The sequence below is a fragment of the Ferrimonas sediminicola genome (assembly GCF_005116715.1).
In the GTDB taxonomy this organism is placed as follows: domain Bacteria; phylum Pseudomonadota; class Gammaproteobacteria; order Enterobacterales; family Shewanellaceae; genus Ferrimonas; species Ferrimonas sediminicola.
Map to the genome: position 1 here is coordinate 162189 of NZ_SWCI01000006.1, position 16629 is coordinate 178817.

A 16629-nucleotide genomic window follows, 5' to 3' on the forward strand; every position below is an offset into this window, starting at 1 on the left:
ATCTGGGTTGCAAATCGTGGTGGTTAACGGTCATATCTCTCCTATATACCGGGGGGGGCTGTTGCCATTTTGGGCGGAGGCAAACGGAAAAATGCTCTCCATAGCTTATCGGGCCCCAATAGCTGGTACACTCCTGCGGTTGTTCTACCCAAACTGGAATTGAGAACTGATGGCCCTGAAAGCGACGGTGTTCCGCGCCCACGTGGAGCTGGCGGATATGGACCGCCACCAATATCTGAGTGAAAGCCTGACCCTGGCCCGCCACCCCTCTGAAACCGATGGCCGGTTGATGGTGCGGCTGCTGGCCTGGTGCATGTACGCCGAAGAGAGGCTGGAGTTTAGCAAGGGGCTGTGTGCCGACGATGAGCCGGAGCTGTGGCTGAAGAACGATGCCGGTGAGATCGAGTTGTGGATAGAGTTGGGTCAGCCTGATGAGAAGCGCCTGAAAAAGGCCTGCTCCCGGGCCAGGCAGGTGGTGCTGTTCAACTATGGTGAGCGCTCCGCCCAGGTATGGTGGCAGCAGAACCGGAGCAACCTGGCCCGATACCACAACCTGACCATCTGGAGCCTGTCCGATGAGGCATTCAACGGTCTGGCGGATCTGGCGGACCGCAATATCCGTCTGCAGGCCAACATCATGGATGGCCAGTGCATGCTCTCCACCGAAACCGGCTCCATCTCCGTGGAACCGGAGTGCCGCCAGCGCGCCGGCTAAGCGATATCAGCCAACCACAAAGCCTTCGACGCGGGAGAGCCACTGCTGCCATTGGTGGCTCTTCTGCTCCAGTTCATGCTCCGACTCCAGCAGCGCCGGATGGGCTCCCCAGATGGGGCCGGGCCAGGCGTCATCGCTGGCGAACCTGGCCACGTGGTGCAGGTGCAGCTGGGGCACCATGTTGCCCAGGGAGGCCACATTGATCTTATCCGGGCTGAGTACCGCTTCCATCACCTGTGCCACCTGACAGGACTCCTGCATCAGCAGTCGTTGATCCGCGTTACCCAGATGGTGGATCTCCTTGATGTCATTTCGCTCAGGAATCAGGATAAGCCAGGGGTAGCGGGCGTCTTTCGACAGCCGTACCTGGCACAGATTAAGATGCCCAATCAGCATGGAGTCCTGCTCCAGCCTTTCATGCAGCTCAAACATAGTCGCTCCTAGAAGGTAAATTGACCCACGATGCCGGCGGTCTCCCCATCATAATAGGGTGCGATGGCCAGATCCGGGTGGGGTGATACGATAAAGTGGTTGAATGCCAGGCCGATGGCGGCGCCCGCCAGTACATCCACCACCTCATGGTTATCGGTCTGGACCCGGGCATAGCCGGTGTAGCCCGCCAGTAGATAGGCGGGCAGGGCATACTGCCAGCCGTAGCGGCGGTGCAGGAAGCCGGCGCTGGAGAAGGTGAGGGCGGCGTGGCCGCTGGGAAAGGCGTCATCGTCCTTGCCGTTGGGGCGTTCCTTGTCCACCGCGGTTTTAAGGGCATAGGTGGTCAGGACGGTGGCCCCCAGGCTGTAGCCAAATTGTTCCAGCCCTTCGCCGTCCCTCTCCACCAAGTAGGCGATGGAGGCCGCTGCCGCGGGCAGGGCGAACTCCAGCAGGTCGCTGCTGCTCTCGGTAAACGAGGCATTGGCATTGAAGCTGGCGATAAAAGCCAGAGATAAAAAGATTTTCTTCATAAAAAAAGCTGCCCTCCAAGCAGGAGGGCAGCTTATCAGACCCGGGCGGTGAGCGGAATGGCACCGCTCAGCCGCTGTCAGTCGTTGACGTCGCGACGCTGACGCTTGCCCTGGTAGCCGTCGTTACGACGTGCACGGAACTCTCCATCTTCGCGACGGCCACGGAACTCACCGTCATTGCGGCGACCCCGGAATTCGCCGTCGTTGCGGCGTGGTCGGAACTCGCCATCGTTGCGACGCGGACGGAACTCACCGTCGCGGCGGCCACGGAACTCGCCGTCGTTGCGGCGAGGGCGGCGGCTGTCATCACGATCCCGAGGCGGGATCTGCTCAGAGGTGATCTGACCGTCGATCTGGCGGTTGCGGATGCGAATCTTACGCATGTCGTTCTGAACGTAAGGAGGCATGTTCTGAGGCAGCTGTACCAGAGTGTGGGCATCGAACAGGCGAATCTGGCCGATGAGACGGCTCTCCAGCTGCAGCTCGTTGGCCAGGGCACCAACGATGTCCTTCACCTGGGCACCGTGCTCGCGGCCAACGGCCAGACGGTAGGTGTCGAAATTGATGTTGTCGCGACGTGGACGACGATCATCACCGTCGCGGTCACGGCGCTCGGAACGTTCGCGGCGCTCGAAACGGGGCTCCGGATCCGGCTTGGGCTTCAGCGGCTTCTTGCGCTGACGCTCGAACAGCAGGGCGGCGGCCAGGCTGAGAATGTCCTTTTCGGTCTTCTCGGCCATCTCGGTGAGCATCCCCTTCAGCTCTTCCAGGTCACGCTCGTCGATGCAGGTGGTCAGTTCCTCCTGCAGGCGGCCAACCCGGTGACGGCCCAGCTCTTCAGCGCTAGGCAGGTCCATAGGGATGATGGTGCCCTTGGTCTGGCGCTCATAGGTGCGCAGCAGACGCATTTCGCGGGGGCGGGCGAACAGGATCGCTTCACCTTCACGACCGGCACGGCCGGTACGGCCGATACGGTGTACATAGGACTCGGCGTCCATGGGCAGGTCGTAGTTCACCACGTGGGTGATGCGGGGCACATCCAGGCCACGGGCAACCACGTCGGTGGCGATCAGGATGGAGATGCGGCCCTTGTGCAACTGGGCAACGGTGTGCTCACGCTGCTGCTGGCTCATGTCGCCGTTAAGGGCGGAGGCCTTGAAGCCCAGGCCGTTGAGGTGGGCGGCCAGATCCACGGTGTCACCACGGGTACGCACGAAGACGATCATGGCGTCATAGGGCAGGGTTTCCGCCAGACGTTCCAGGGCGGTCTGCTTGGAGACGCCGGTGACCTTCCACGCCTTCTGGGTGATGTTGGCCTTGGTGTTGACGTCGGCCGCGATCTTGACGTGCTTGGGATCTTTCAGGAAGCGCTGGGCGATACGACGGATCTGCTGAGGCATGGTGGCGGAGAACAGCGCCATCTGGGTCTCGGAGTCCAGGTGCTCCAGGATCCACTCGATATCCTCGAGGAAGCCCATGTTGAGCATCTCGTCGGCTTCATCCAGCACGCAGCAGCTAACCCTCTCCAGGTCGATGCTACCGCGGCGAATGTGGTCCATCAGGCGGCCGGGGGTGGCGACCACAACCTGGCAGCCCCGCTCGAGGTCGCGCAGCTGAGGGCCGTAGGGCTGACCGCCGTACAGGGTGGTTACGCGCAGACCGCGCAGGTTGACAGCAAACTCTTCCAGGGATTTGGCAACCTGAATCGCCAGTTCGCGGGTCGGGGCCAACACCAGCATCTGGATGTGACGCTGGCTGGGATCTATGCCGGCCAGTCCGGGAAGGCCGAAGGCAGCGGTTTTGCCGGTGCCTGTTTGGGCTTCACCCAGAATGTCGTTGCCCTCAATCATGTAAGGGATGGCTTGGGCCTGAATCGGCGTGGGGGCAGTGAAGCCCAGGTCAGTTACGGCCGCAAGCAGAGGAGCCGGCAGATTTAAGCCAGCGAAATCAATAGTGGTATCAGACATGTAAATCCAGTCAGGTTGTCGCAGCTTGGCTGCGAATCAGAGCAACGAGGCATTAGCCCAAACAACAACCCATTTAGAGCCGCCCTGGCCGGCAGACGTTGTGTGGCGCTAATAGCCTCCCAATATGGGAGATAGATCCCGAGGGCGCGCATATTACTCCTTGTAGGAGCAAAAGCAAGTGTTTTGATGAAAAAAGCGGCAAAGAAAATTGAACCTAGCCAAATTTATCGCCAAACAGGCTGAAATCCCTTCGGATTTTAGCCGTTGTTACGAAGAGTGGGTCACTTGTTGCTGGGAAGCGCCTCCGTTTCGCGCTGCATGGCGCGGGCCAGCGCCGGCCTCTGTGACACCCTCAGGCGGTAGCTGTCCAGCTTGTCGGGCAGGGGCTGTTTGAAGCCGTGGGCCCAGTTGAGGGTGTGGGTGAGCAGGATGTCCGCTACCCTTGGCTGCTCGCCCAGCAGATAGCCTCGCTCCGGTACCCAGCGGTCCATCAACGAGGCGGCCCGGGAGAACTCCCAGGCGGCGGTCTCCAGTACCGCCGGGACCCGCCGCTCCTCGGGCAGGGCAAACCTGTGCTTGCCCATGGTCCACAGGGGTTGTTCCAACTCGCACAGGCTAAAGAACAGTAGCTGATTGTGGCGGGCGGCTTCGTCGCTGCCCGGTTCGGGCAACCAGTGGGGGCCGTATCTCTGGGCCAGGTGCAGGCTGATGGCCCCGGATTCAAGCAGCACCAGCTCTCCATCGACCAGGGCCGGCACCTTGCCGGCCGGGTTGATGGAGAGGAACTCGGGGCTGCGGTGTTCCCCCTGGTTGAAGTCCACCAGGGAGTAGCGCCACTCCAGATTCAGCTCCTCGAGTAACCAGGAGATACGCAGGGAGCGGCTCCGGGGAAAGCCGTACAGGGTGATCATGGGCTCGTCCTATCCTTTGAATGACCGCTGTTTAAGCTAGTGGCTGAACGGGGAGTTGGCAACAGGGAGAGGAAGCTGGGGCAGCGAACCCCGCCATGGGGTTCGCTGCAGGGGAGAGACCGGGATCAGAAGGTAACGGTGGCGCCGATGGTGTACATCCAGGTGCCATCGAGGACATCGAGATACTCCACCTCGCCGCGCAGGGCGAAGCTGCCCAGCTCAAACTCCAGGCCGGCGCCGGCGGCGACATCAAAGCCATCATCTGAGATCTTGTCACCATCCTGGGTGAGATCGGAGTCCCAGTAGATGCCTCCCAGCTTGCCGAACACCCGCATCGGCCCCAGGGGGATGCCGGCTACGGCAAACAGATCCAGGCCGTAGGGGTCGACCTCGGAGCCTGAATCGGAGGGGGAGCCCAGATCAACATAGCCCCCCTCAATGGCCAGCAGTCCGTTGAACTGATAACCGCCGAAGATCTTCCAGGCAAAATCATCCTCATCGAAATTGAAGTCACCCAGATCCGGGTCCGAGCCCTCCTGCTCTATGGTGGCGGAACCGAGAGAGGCTCCCAGGTAGAAGCCCTCATCCTTGGCCTGAGCCGTGCCGGCTACAAGGAAGAAAAGCAGGCATAACCACACCGCGTTTATACGATTCATCATCATCTCCATCTGTAGGATGTTCCTGAATTGGGCGCAATCGATCTCCTGCGCAGTTTCCGACTCTTGGCGCCTTATGATTGGCGCTGTTTGAGCGTAGTAAAGCAGTGGATAAATACAAATTCGGCGCGCAGGGGCAGAGAGTCATTCCGCTTGGCGCCCCGGGACGGAGATCTTCGGTGGTCGGGTGTTTGGGCAGAGCCGGAGAGCACATCGGGGAGGCGAAGGTACACAGGGCGGGGGGGCATTTCTAGTCGCCGGGGAGCGGGACCACAGCCAGTTGGCTCGGGCCCCTACCGCTTCTCCTGGCATCGTCATGCCAGCGAACGCCGGTAGCCAGCGTCTGCGACCGCGGGCATTCCGGGTTTTCCGTTCAGGGAACATAAAGCCACTGGCCCCGGTGTTCACCGGCGAGACGGTGGTGCGAAAGGGCCGTGCACCGCTGGAACCAAGGCAGATACGAAAAAGCCCCGAACTTGTGTCCAGGGCTTCGTAAGATGGTGCCTCGACCCGGAATCGAACCAGGGACACGGGGATTTTCAATCCCCTGCTCTACCAACTGAGCTATCGAGGCGACGGGGCGTATTAAACGGATTTCACTAAGGCAAGTCAACATCCAAGCGGACAAAGATGGTCAACTGGTGAATCTTTGGCTTTTGTGGCGGTAAATCACCCTTGTTTTGGCGAGCTTTGGGGCTTTTACGGTCAGGCTTAAGTAGGCTGCACTTCTGCTATTCACTGGGCGCGGGGAGGACATCCAGTTGGCTCAAGGCCCTACCGCTTCCCTCGGCACCGTCAGGCGGGCGAACGCCGGTATCCTGCGTCTGTGACTGAGGGCATTCCGGGTTTTTCGTGCCAGGAGCATAAAGCCACTGGCCCCCGGTGTTCACCGGGGAGAGGAGGGTGCGAAAGGGCAGTGTGCCGCTGGAACCAAGGCAGATGCAAAAAGCCCCGAACTTGCGTTCAGGGCTCTCTATGATGGTGCCTCGCTTCGCCCCGGCAACGCAGTAACGCCGCTTGCGGCGGTCATCGGACGGGGAGCCTAGTCAAAGCGAAGTGACGTGAGATTACCGGGTTGGGCACCTTGCTCGGGCTTTAACAGCTCGCAGAAACGAAAAAAGGCTCCGATGTTTCCATCAGAGCCTTCTCTTAAAATGGTGCCTCGACCCGGAATCGAACCAGGGACACGGGGATTTTCAATCCCCTGCTCTACCAACTGAGCTATCGAGGCGACGGGGGTGTATTAAACGGATTTAGGGCAGGTGAGTCAACCGTTTTTTTCCTTAGGCTGGCTGTCTGCTGGAAAATTGCTCATGGTGACTGCTCCCTGGACTCGGGAAGAGGGCTTCTTTATGGTTGTGTTCTGGATGTCGAAATGAAAGATGTGATGGATATCGAGGCACTGCTGAGTCAACACCTCATCGAGTATGAACGCTTTGAACACCCCCCGCTGGAGAATTGCACTGAAGCGGACAGACTGAAGTTGCACCGCCCTGGCCAGAGGCTTAAAAACCTGTTCTTAAGAGATAACTATGGCAAGCGCCACTTCCTGCTGATCACCCGTGCTGACAAGGCGGTGGACCTGAAGAAACTCTCCCGGGAGTTGAAGATCAGCCGGCTGGGATTTGCTTCAACTGAGCGAATGCAGAGGTTTCTGGGGATCACCCCTGGCCACGTTTCTCTGCTGGCCCTGGTGAACGACCCTGAGCATAAAGTGGAACTGTGGTTGGATGCAGATATTTGGAATGGCCAAGCGTTTCAGTGTCATCCACTGATCAATACCGTCACCCTGGTACTGTCTCAGCCCAATGTGGAGCGCTTCCTGAACCTGGTAGGTCATAAACCAGAGATTCTTGAAATTCCAGAAGTTGGTGCTTAAGAGCTGGAGTATTGGCTCATGTGGTCTGACTGTACTGGCAATTGACATTTGCTGGATGGCTGTGGCCCACGGCAGTTGCCGCGAGGTGAATTTACCTCTTTGTCTCTCCTGCCAAGGGGGAATTCAAGGGGGGTGATTGCTGATATTTGGTTTTTTCAGGAGAAGTCCAGAAAAGCCACTGGACCCCGGCCTTCGCCGGGGAGACGAGATTGTGCAAGGGCAGGGAACAGCACTTAGTTGCCTCGCTCCGGAAGGGTTCGGGGCCGCCTAGGTGCGACCGGCCAGGTCAGGGAGACGCCGTTGGCACAACGGCTAATACGAAAAAGCCCCGAACTTGCGTTCAGGGCTCTTCAATATGGTGCCTCGACCCGGAATCGAACCAGGGACACGGGGATTTTCAATCCCCTGCTCTACCAACTGAGCTATCGAGGCGGTGGACGGCTATTAAACGGCGGCCGGGAAGAAAGGTCAAACGATTTTAGTCCAGGATGAAGCGTTTGCCGAAAAAAGAGCCACCGGTATCTCAGGGGCGTCATACAGTCAACCCCGTAAGGCAACGGGGTTCACACCCCGGCCAACTGCACCAATACCGACTTGGTTTATGCGAAAATCATCACAGGAACCCGTGGGGGCAAGCGGCATAATAGTTGTTGATTGTAAAACTATTTTAGGGCGGCAACAGTGCCCGAGAGTGACTCTCTAACTCAAACCAGGCAAGTACAGTGAAAACAATACAGATAACCCCTTATCTGGTACTGGATAATCAGCATCTTTGCTTGATAGATACGAGATCCTCCGAAGAGATTAAGTTGTCTTTTGCCGAGGCCGCAGTACTCAGCTATCTGATGCAACACCAGGACGAGATTTGCACCAAGGAGGTGCTGCTACAGGAGGGGTGGCCAGATAGGGTGGTTGCCCCCTCATCGCTGATTCAGTGTGTCAGCACCCTGCGTAAGAAGCTTGAGCCCTTCTCCGAAGTCAACCTGAAGACGGTGGCCCGCCGCGGGTATCAGGTGGTGGTGGGCAGTTCACGTCCGGCCTCCGAGGAGCAGCTCGAGGAAGCGAACGGAGCCGACGCCGCACCCAGACCCACGAGGCGAAAAGCCACTCCCCTGGTCGCCATCGGTGCCATTGCCGCCACCCTGGTGGTCGCGGCTCTGGTATATCAACTGCTGCCACGTCTGTACGTCAGCAGCTCCGTCAGTGACTGGAGCTGGATAGAGCAGGGTGAGCTGCGTATCGGCAGCGAGGTCGGCCCTACCGAACTGCTGGCATCCAGCGACCAGGCAGGGCCGGAGCTGGCGCGCTGGCAGCGTCACTTCGATACCAGTTCGAACCGTTCCATCATTAAGGATTACAAGGCGTTTGCCCTGACAGATGGCAAGACCGACTCCATCTCCATCTGTCCCGGGTTTGACGGTGAGTGTCCGGGCAAAGACATCATCAACATCAACTTCCCCACCATGGAGAAGGTGAAGATGGATCTGCCGGTGTTCTTCGAGCTGGCCAAGATCATGGAGCAGCGCATCAGGTACAACCGCATCGAGCTGCCCAGTGTGCCCTTCCATCAGGGTGAACTGACCGAGCACATGTACAGCGCAGACGTCTACTTCCCCAGGAACGACCAACTGCTGGTGAGGGTGGATCACAACATCTCCATGGTCTACAAGGATGAGTCCAAGGGGTTGTTCTTCGCCTCTTTCTGCATCACCGACCAGGATTGCCTGACCTCGCCCATCAAGTACAACTTCGAGGGGGAGTTTACCCGCTATTCCGCCAAAATAGGCGGTCACCAGGTGGACGTATTCAAGGTGGAGACTCAGTCGCGCAACCTGCTCAAGCCGGAAAAGGTGACTCAGGCGGCCCTGCCGTTCTATCGTGAACTGCGCCGTCAGAGCCTGTCTGAGGAGCCGCTCTACTTCTACCGCTTCTACCAGGATGAGCACTCCGCCGCCTGGGTGATCCCCTTCTATGGCTACTCTCTGGCGTGGATGAAGAAGTCCACCATGGCGATGTAGCCGGAGACGCTGCCGGCAGGTACAACCAGGGCGGCCACAAGGCCGCCCTTTTCGTGGACGCTAGTCAGCCTTGTGGTTGGCCGGAACTGTACTTGGCGATCAGCTTATCCAGATAGGGCGCCACCTGAGGATCCTGCCAGTCCAGGTAGCCACGGACGAAGCCGACAATGTTGCCACTGCCGTCTAGCACATAGGTGGCGGGCACCACGTTCACCGGCATCACCCCGTGCATGCTGTGGTCGGCGTCGAACAGGGTATCGATGCCCTCCAGCCGGTAGTTGGCCAGAATCTTGTATACCTCTTCCGGGCTCTGCTCGTCGATGGAGACAGGCACCACGGCCAGCGGTTTGTCCTGATACGCCTGCTCCATCTGCTCCAGGGCGGGCAGCTCCTTGATACAGGGGCCGCACCAGCTGGCCCAGATGTTGACCAGGGTCAGATTGCCCAGGTGGCGGTTCATCGACACCGGCGCACCGTCGCGGGCGTGGAAGATCAGTTCCGGCGGCTTACGTGCATTGGTGAACTCGACGAATTTGTTCATGATCATCGGTTTGGGGATGGGGTCGCCGGTGCTGTAGACCTTTTCCAGGTTGGAAGCCTCCGCCTGGGGCAGGGCCAGCAGGGCGGTGAACAGGGCGGCGGTCAGGGTCTGGGGTTTCATCTTACTCTCCTAGTCCGGGTGGACGGCGAAGCCTGCGGGGCCAGATCAGCATCATCATCAGCAGGGCCACCAGCAGCATTGGTATCAGCCACAGCGGCGCGGTGGCGCCGTCCAGGCCGGGCTGGTAGCGGATCTGTTGGCCATAGCGCTCCACCAGGTATTGGACAATCTGCTCCTCCTGCTGTCCCTCCCTGAGTTTCTGGGCGATCAGCCCTTTGAGTTCAAAGGCGATGGCGGCTTCGGACTCTGCCAGGGTCTGGTTGATCGAGGCCGGGCAGCGCAGCTGGCCAGCCAGGCGCTCAACCCGAACGCCGAGATCACTGACCTCGCCGTCCAAGGCTGAGCTCGGCAAACCGATCAATGACAGGCAGAGAAGCAGAACCAGTCTCATGGGTTGTACTCCTGATAGTGGGTGGTGCGACTGCGGCGCCAGGCCAGCAGGCCACCGAAGGCGCAGAGCAGGCCCCCGAGCCAAAGCAGCCGTACCCAGGGTTTATGGCTGATGCGCACCAGGAACTGCTCCTGATTGATGGCCGGGCCCATGGAGATGTAGAGGTCCGACAGCGGCGAGTGGTACACCCCGGCGATGGAGACCTCGCTGCGGTCATCCAGATAGGTACGTCGCTGCGGGGTGATGTAGGTAAGCCCTTGCTCACTTTCAGAGTCAAGGCGAATAACGGCTTCACTGGCCTGGTAGGCGCGCTCGCGGATCTCCAGGGTCTGTTCGTACACTGCGGTATAGCCCGCCAGGGTGCGGCCATTACCCGGTCCCATGCGCACCATCACCGCCTCCTCGTAGTGGGTCAGCACCGTGGCCCCCAGCACAAAGAGGGCGACGCCGAGGTGGGCCAGCCAGGGCGCCAGACTCAGGTCAAACCTGGATTGCTGCCAGTGGTGATGGCCACTGAGCGTCAGCGCGACCAGGGTCCAGGAGGCTGACAGAAGTCCCATCCACATCCAGTCGGGGCGGTCGCTGCCGCTGTAGAGCGTCAGCAGGGCAGACCCTATGGCACACAGGGCCAGCAGAGTGCCCTTGAGCCCGGTGGTGGTGTGGGGAGGGAGGATCACCCAGCCCATCGATACACAACAGAGCAGCGCCATGGGGATAAACACCGTGTTGAAGTAGGGGGCGCCCACGGAGATGCTGCCCAGGTCCAGTGCGGCGTAGATGAAGGGGTAACAGGTGCCCAGCAGCACCGACAGCGCGGCCACCACCAGCAGCAGAGAGCCCACCATCAACAGCCTGTGACGGCTTTGGCCGCCGAGCGGGCTGCTGCGGCGCATCACCGGAGCCTGCCAGGCCAGCAGCGTCAGGGCCGGCAGTGCGGTGGCCAGCAGCAGGATAAGGACGCCACTGCCCCGCTGTGGATCGGAGGCGAAGGCGTGCACCGACTGGATGATGCCGGAGCGCACCAGGAAGGTGCCGACCAGGCTGACGATAAAGCCGCCCAGGCAAAGCATCACGCTGGTCAGGAGCATGGCATTCTGGGTGCGAGCCAAGTAGAGGGTGTGCAGCAGGGCGGTGCTGAGCAGCCAGGGGATAAAGGAGGCATTCTCTACCGGATCCCAGAACCACCAGCCGCCCCAGCCCAGCTCGTTATAGGCCCACCAGGAGCCGAACAGGTTGCCCAGGGTCAGCATAAACCAGGCCAGCAGATTCCAGCGCCTCAGCCAGGCAAGCTCCGTCCCCCTGAGATAACCTCGGACCAGGGCGGTGACCGCCCCGGCGAACAGCACCGCCAGGGCCACGTAGCCACCGAACACCATGGGCGGATGGAGAATCAGGCCAATATCCTGCAGCATGGGGTTGAGATTCCGTCCCTCGACGGGCACCGCCGGCAGCAGGCGGTCGAAGGGGTTGGAGGTCAGCAGGATAAACAGCAGGAAGCCAAAGCTCAGCAGGGCCAGTATCGAGGCGGCGCGGCTGGCGAAGCGGTGGGGGTGATGGGGGCGACTGCCGACGATGGCGGTCACCAGGGTCAGACCCAGGGCCCAGAACAGCATGGAACCCTCATGGCCTCCCCACAGGGCCGCGACCTTGTAGAACCAGGCCAGGTGACTGTTGGAGTGATTGGCCACATAGGCCACGGAAAAGTCATCGGCCAGGAAGCTGTAGATCAGGGTGGCGGTGGCGGCCAGTGCCAGCAGGGCACTGAGCTGCGACAGTGGGCGCACATAGTGGTTGAGATAGAGCTCGGCAGGACGCTCCCATGCCAGCAGGAACAGTCCGCACAGCAGGGTGCTGGCGGTTGCCAGAATCAGTAGAAAGTGGCCTATCTCTGGAATCACAATCAGCCTCCGGGGATCCTAAGGGGGCGAGGTTATCTGCATAAGTTTAAATATGACTCTACCACTGATAAATTAGGCTTTCCTTGCTGTTAAATTAATTTTGTGACCCAGGAATATTTGTTGTTTAATTGGTTGTTGAATCACTTTTTGTCGACTTTGCCCTGTCTGTGATCCGGGGTGCAATTACTGGTTATTCTTGGGTAAAACATTCTCTTTTTATCTTTTTTTAGCCCTTTCATCTGCTGAAAAGTACTCGAAAACCCTAAATTTGGCCACCCGAACCCTTGGGTTAAGTTTATGTTTTCGTGGGTATTTATTGGTAATTTGTGCCGGGGCTGCTCTTGAGGCTATAAAGCGAATCCGATTTGTGCTTTAACTCCAACTTTTCCATCAATTCTTCTGTTGTTATCTACTGCGTTTCTTGCAATTACCAAACTTATTTGGCGACAGGCTTGGAGACAAAAAGCATTGCCAAGCAAGAAATAAAAAACCCTTTTGTAGGAGATAATGATGAAAGGCTGGAAATTAAAGGCGTCGTTAGCCGCTCTGGTCTGTGTGTGGACCGGTTCAGCGGTCGCGGCGGACGCCGCCAAGAGCGACCAGGGCTACAAGCAGTCCCCCCAGGCTCAGATGATCTTCGCCAACCCGGATGGGACCGAAGAGGCGAAGGGGGTCAAGACCCTGCATGACTACATCATCCAGGAGAAGGAGTTGTGGGACTTCCTGTTTGAGAATCACCCGGTGTTCAAGACCTACGCCCCTGAAGGCCGGATGGTGGGTAAACCCCACATCTCCGACCGCGGTGAGGAGTATCTGCACACCGGCAACTCGGAGGACTACAGCGACAAGATAGGCCGCCCCATGGCGGTTCAGTACCGTCTGGGTGCCAAGTCCATCCTGGACTACCCCAATAAGTTTATCGGTCCGGAGAAGTGCGGCGAATGCCACGGCGTTCAGTATGAGAAGTGGAAGCGATCCCGTCACGCCAAGACCGTACGCTTCCCCGACGAGGTGGTGGAAGCCGGTGGTGATCTGAAGAAGGGGATGTTTGGCACCGACGTGCCGATCCTGCCCCAGGGGATTACCGAGGACGCCATCTACGCGGTGATCGGTACCCCAAGGACCAAGTATGGCTTCATCGATGCCTGGCTGGTGCGGGGTTCCTACCACGTCAAGGATGGTCTGCTGAAGGACGGTACCGGTACCCTGCACGCCGGTGGTAACCAGTTCTCCGTCAACTGGCTCACCTTCCTGACTCCGGAGAAGGCCCGTGAAATCAAGGAAGTGATCCCCGAGTTCCCGGCGGTGATGGAGGAGTTTGGCAGCTCCGGCTCCGACGTATGGGGTGTGAACTCCTACGGCGCCAAGAAGGACAAGATGTTCCTGTTCCAGCCTGCCTCCTCCTACTGCGAGGTGTGCCACACCTTCAAGTTCGATTTCCAGAACAAGCAGGAGTACTTCGATGCCCTGGGTGATCCCAAGAAGTTGCGTGAACACACCATCTCCAAGGGCATTGCCTGTGAAGAGTGTCACGGCGCCGGTGCTCACCTCGACGGTGGGGTTGGCGGCGGCATGCCTTCCAACTGTGAACGCTGCCACCAGCGCTTCAACTATGTGGCGGAGATGGCCGAAGGCCCCAATGCCAAGCCGGAAGACGCCTTTACCGTGAAGATGAAGGGCGCCTGCCCCTCCTGCGGTACCGAAGGTGGCCAGATGTTCAACTCTGCCCACTATGACAAGGGTATGCGTTGTACCACCTGTCACGATCCTCACGAGGTCACCGACGGTAGCTTCTTGTCCCACGTGACCAAGACCAAGATCAAGAAGGTGTGTGCCGACTGCCACGAGACCCAGGCCGAGTTCCACGCCAGCTCCAAGCCCCACGGCGAGTCGGAGTGTTCCTCTTGCCATATGCCCAACATGGGCAGCTGTGAGAAGTTCACCGCCATCCAGTTCCCCGATGAGGCTGGCTTCGACAACGTGCGTGCATCCCACATCTGGAACATCAAGGTCTCTCCCACCAAGAAGACTCTGAATCCACCGGAAGGCAAGCCTCGCACCTCGGCTACCAAGGGCTGGACCGTGGCTCAGGATGAGGATGGCTACTCCTACCTGGATCTGATGTGGACCTGTGCCCGCACCTCTGCCCTGGACCGCACCGTGGTCAGTGGCAAGGGCTGTCACAGCCAGTTCCAGTCTGAGCTCGACGAAGGCCTGCACTTCGAAGACCAGAAGGAGATCTACGGTGAAGTGATGGAGTGGCAGGAGCCCGTTAAGGAGACCCATGCCAAGGTGGTCAAGCAGCTTGAGCGTATCGACGAGCTGATGAACGTGACCCGCCTGTCCGTTTCCGAGAAGGCCAAGGTGCTGATGATGGTCGACAAGGCCCGTGAGTCCGCCGCCAAGATCGAGAAGGACGGCTCCTGGGGTGTCCACGGACCCTCCATGGCGCAGCGCATGATGAACGACGCCTGGATCTACGTTCAGGAGGCTCAGGCCATCATGGATGACGCCGGTTACGACAAGAAGTAACCAACCCTAAGGGCCCCCGGGCAACCGGGGGCCATTCAAACGAGAGAGGCACAACCATGCGTTACCCCATTGCAGCTGCCGCGGCCCTGTCCCTGCTGATGGCTGCCCCGGCCCTGGCCGGCGGCGCCGACGAGATTCGGCCGGCAGATGAATATCGTATGGAACTGAATTACATCAGCATGCAGGAAGCAGAACTGCTGGTAGGCAGAAAGGACGTCTACTTCTTCGACGTGAACACCCTGGAGCTCTGGGCTCAGGGGTTCATTCCCGGGGCGGTGCACTTCTTCACCGAAAACTGGAAGGAGCTGCTGCCCAAGGACAAGAACGCCCAGATGATTTTTTACTGCGCCAACCGCCTGTGCAACGCCAGCGAGATCGCGGCCTATTCGGTGATGCAGATGGGCTACACCAATGTCCGCCAGATGCCCGACGGCATCTTCGGATGGCGGATGTCAGGGCGCCCAATCGAGAAGCCCTGAGCCTTTAGCGAACAACTGGATTAGAAGAGAGACACCCATGAAAACCGCAATCAAACCCCTGATCATCGCCCTGGCGGTCGTAGCCACCCCTGCCCTGGCGGGGCAGACACAGAATGATACCGACACCGAGTCCTACGCCATCGGTGCCTCCCTGGGCAACTACCTCAATGGCCAGCTGGCCATGCAGGAGGAGTTCGGCCTCAGTGCCAACCTGGAGCAGGTGCTCAAAGGGTTCGAGGATGCCGTCAAGGGGCAGCCGGCCCTGGAGAAGGAGGCGCTGATCGACGCCCTCAACGCACGGGCCCAACTGCTCAATACCCGTAAGGATGAACGCAAGGCCGCCCGCCTGAAAGAGGTGGCCCAGGCCTCCCGCGACTACCTGGCCGACAACGCCGACAAGCCCGGCGTGACCGTGACCGAGTCTGGCTTGCAGTACGAGGTGCTGGTGAAGGGCGACGGTGCCAAGCCCGCCCGCGAAGACGCGGTGACCGTGCACTACAAGGGCCAGCTGGTGGACGGCACCGTGTTTCAGGATACCCGTGCCGGTGGCGACGCCCAGCCGCGCCAGGTGGCTCTGATCAACTCCATTGCCGGCTGGGAGGAGGGACTGCAGCTGATGACCGTAGGCTCCACCTACAGGTTTACCATTCCCGCCGAACTGGGTTATGGCGCCCAGGGGATGGGGGCAATCCCCCCTGGTTCCGCCCTGGTGTTCGAGATCGAACTGATCGACACCAACAAGCCCGGCGACGCCCACAAGGAGATGGGCATGGGGATGGGGATGGGCTCGATGCCGCAGATGTTCGGCAACCAGTAACAGGTTCGACCCGGATCTCAGTTAGGAGCTGTACTCGGCATGATGACCCTCTCTCTCAGCATCTTCCTGGCACTGACGGCCGCGGCATTCACCCTGGCTAGCGGTCACAGAGGTTATCTCCGCAGTGCCGGGGAGGCTGCAGCGGAAGAGGGCGCTTCTCTGCCCAGGGCGGGGTGGTGGGCTCCAGCGTGTATGCTGGTTTTCCTCATCCTCATTTCCCTGCTCGCCTACTCCCGCCTGGGGCACTTTGCCGGCTGGCAGCAGCGACATACCGAGACCCGGGTCGACTACCTGCTTCAAAGCAAAATCAACCAGAGCCTGATGGCAGCCCAGCAGCGTCCCGATGACGCTGGCACCTGGCTGGCTGTGGCCGACAACCAGGCTGCCGCAGGCCTGTACGCCGAGGCAGTCGAGGCCCTGGACAAGGCCCTGGTCCTGCAGGGGGAGAGCGCTCCCCTGCTGGGTCTGAAGGCCAAGTACCTTTACTACCAACAGGGCCGGGCCCTGGGAGTCGCCGCCGTGGCGGCGGTTTCCCGGGCTCTGAGCCTTGATAGCACCGATTTTACGACTCGAGAACTGCTGGCGTCCCACGCCTACCGGCAGGGGCAGTACCGGGAGGCGGTAGAACACTGGCAGGTGCTGCTGGACAGTGGCGCGGCCGGTCCCCGGGAGGCGGCCATCCAACGGGCCGTGGAGCGGGCCAAAGCAAGGATAAAAGCGGCATCCACGCCGCAATAACACAG

15 protein-coding genes and 3 tRNA genes are annotated in these 16629 nt (G+C 59.8%); 7 read left to right on the top strand and 11 right to left on the bottom strand.

The features are described from left to right. Window positions 1-169: 169 nt before the first annotated feature. Window positions 170-715 carry a YaeQ family protein gene (locus FCL40_RS11270; RefSeq protein WP_136853402.1) on the top strand — a complete coding sequence of 182 codons (546 nt, stop codon included), beginning with the start codon at window positions 170-172 and terminating at the stop codon, window positions 713-715. A gap of 6 nt (window positions 716-721) precedes the next feature. Here the strand turns inward: FCL40_RS11270 and FCL40_RS11275 are convergent, their stop codons facing one another. The 7 genes from FCL40_RS11275 to FCL40_RS11305 all read right to left on the bottom strand — a co-directional run bounded on the left by FCL40_RS11275 (window position 722) and on the right by FCL40_RS11305 (window position 6442). Next, entirely contained in the window at window positions 722-1147 is a 426-nt protein-coding gene (locus tag FCL40_RS11275; RefSeq protein ID WP_136853403.1) for an HIT domain-containing protein, read from the bottom strand. An 8-nt stretch (window positions 1148-1155) separates the two neighbouring features. Next, entirely contained in the window at window positions 1156-1677 is a 522-nt protein-coding gene (locus FCL40_RS11280; RefSeq protein WP_136853404.1) for a phosphatase PAP2 family protein, read from the bottom strand. 77 nt (window positions 1678-1754) lie between these two features. Further along, window positions 1755-3644, bottom strand: a complete 1890-nt coding sequence (locus FCL40_RS11285; RefSeq protein ID WP_136853405.1) for a DEAD/DEAH box helicase — start codon at window positions 3642-3644, stop codon at window positions 1755-1757. A gap of 281 nt (window positions 3645-3925) precedes the next feature. Next, window positions 3926-4555: a glutathione S-transferase family protein gene (locus FCL40_RS11290; RefSeq protein WP_136853406.1), complete on the bottom strand. Its 630-nt coding sequence runs from the start codon at window positions 4553-4555 to the stop codon at window positions 3926-3928. A gap of 125 nt (window positions 4556-4680) precedes the next feature. Continuing rightward, window positions 4681-5211, bottom strand: coding sequence for an outer membrane beta-barrel protein (locus tag FCL40_RS11295; RefSeq protein ID WP_169307087.1), 531 nt, complete (start codon window positions 5209-5211; stop codon window positions 4681-4683). Window positions 5212-5709: 498 nt separating this feature from the next. Next, window positions 5710-5785: transfer RNA gene (locus FCL40_RS11300), tRNA-Phe, on the bottom strand. 581 nt (window positions 5786-6366) lie between these two features. After that, window positions 6367-6442: transfer RNA gene (locus tag FCL40_RS11305), tRNA-Phe, on the bottom strand. Between the two features lie 144 nt (window positions 6443-6586). On the opposite strand from FCL40_RS11305, the gene FCL40_RS11310 reads away from it, so the two are divergent. Beyond that, window positions 6587-7090 (top strand): prolyl-tRNA synthetase associated domain-containing protein, encoded by a 504-nt coding sequence (locus tag FCL40_RS11310; RefSeq protein ID WP_136853408.1) that lies wholly within the window; start codon window positions 6587-6589, stop codon window positions 7088-7090. Between the two features lie 356 nt (window positions 7091-7446). On the opposite strand, the gene FCL40_RS11315 is transcribed toward FCL40_RS11310, so the two are convergent. Continuing rightward, a tRNA-Phe gene (locus tag FCL40_RS11315) sits at window positions 7447-7522 on the bottom strand. 377 nt (window positions 7523-7899) lie between these two features. Between FCL40_RS11315 and FCL40_RS11320 the strand changes: the two genes are divergently transcribed. Further along, on the top strand, window positions 7900-9108 hold the full coding sequence (locus tag FCL40_RS11320; protein WP_169307088.1) for a winged helix-turn-helix domain-containing protein: 1209 nt from the start codon (window positions 7900-7902) through the stop codon (window positions 9106-9108). A gap of 64 nt (window positions 9109-9172) precedes the next feature. Here the strand turns inward: FCL40_RS11320 and FCL40_RS11325 are convergent, their stop codons facing one another. The 3 genes from FCL40_RS11325 to FCL40_RS11335 are packed head-to-tail and all read right to left on the bottom strand — an operon-like array spanning window position 9173 to window position 12058. After that, window positions 9173-9769, bottom strand: coding sequence for a TlpA family protein disulfide reductase (locus tag FCL40_RS11325; RefSeq protein ID WP_136853410.1), 597 nt, complete (start codon window positions 9767-9769; stop codon window positions 9173-9175). 1 nt (window position 9770) lies between these two features. Continuing rightward, window positions 9771-10160, bottom strand: a complete 390-nt coding sequence (locus FCL40_RS11330) for a cytochrome c-type biogenesis protein (protein WP_136853411.1) — start codon at window positions 10158-10160, stop codon at window positions 9771-9773. Further along, window positions 10157-12058 carry a heme lyase CcmF/NrfE family subunit gene (locus tag FCL40_RS11335; protein WP_169307089.1) on the bottom strand — a complete coding sequence of 634 codons (1902 nt, stop codon included), beginning with the start codon at window positions 12056-12058 and terminating at the stop codon, window positions 10157-10159. The genes FCL40_RS11330 and FCL40_RS11335 overlap by 4 nt, the downstream gene beginning before the upstream one ends. A gap of 510 nt (window positions 12059-12568) precedes the next feature. Here FCL40_RS11335 and FCL40_RS11340 point away from each other — a divergent pair. Genes FCL40_RS11340 through FCL40_RS11355 form a run of 4 tightly spaced genes read left to right on the top strand, consistent with a single transcriptional unit; the run spans window position 12569 to window position 16624 of the window. Further along, a complete protein-coding gene (locus FCL40_RS11340; protein ID WP_136853413.1) occupies window positions 12569-14590 on the top strand; it encodes a cytochrome c3 family protein in 2022 nt (673 codons plus the stop codon). A 56-nt stretch (window positions 14591-14646) separates the two neighbouring features. Then, entirely contained in the window at window positions 14647-15069 is a 423-nt protein-coding gene (locus FCL40_RS11345; RefSeq protein WP_136853414.1) for a rhodanese-like domain-containing protein, read from the top strand. A 37-nt stretch (window positions 15070-15106) separates the two neighbouring features. Beyond that, window positions 15107-15886: an FKBP-type peptidyl-prolyl cis-trans isomerase gene (locus FCL40_RS11350; RefSeq protein WP_169307090.1), complete on the top strand. Its 780-nt coding sequence runs from the start codon at window positions 15107-15109 to the stop codon at window positions 15884-15886. Window positions 15887-15925: 39 nt separating this feature from the next. Further along, window positions 15926-16624, top strand: coding sequence for a tetratricopeptide repeat protein (locus FCL40_RS11355; RefSeq protein ID WP_136853416.1), 699 nt, complete (start codon window positions 15926-15928; stop codon window positions 16622-16624). Window positions 16625-16629: the final 5 nt, after the last annotated feature.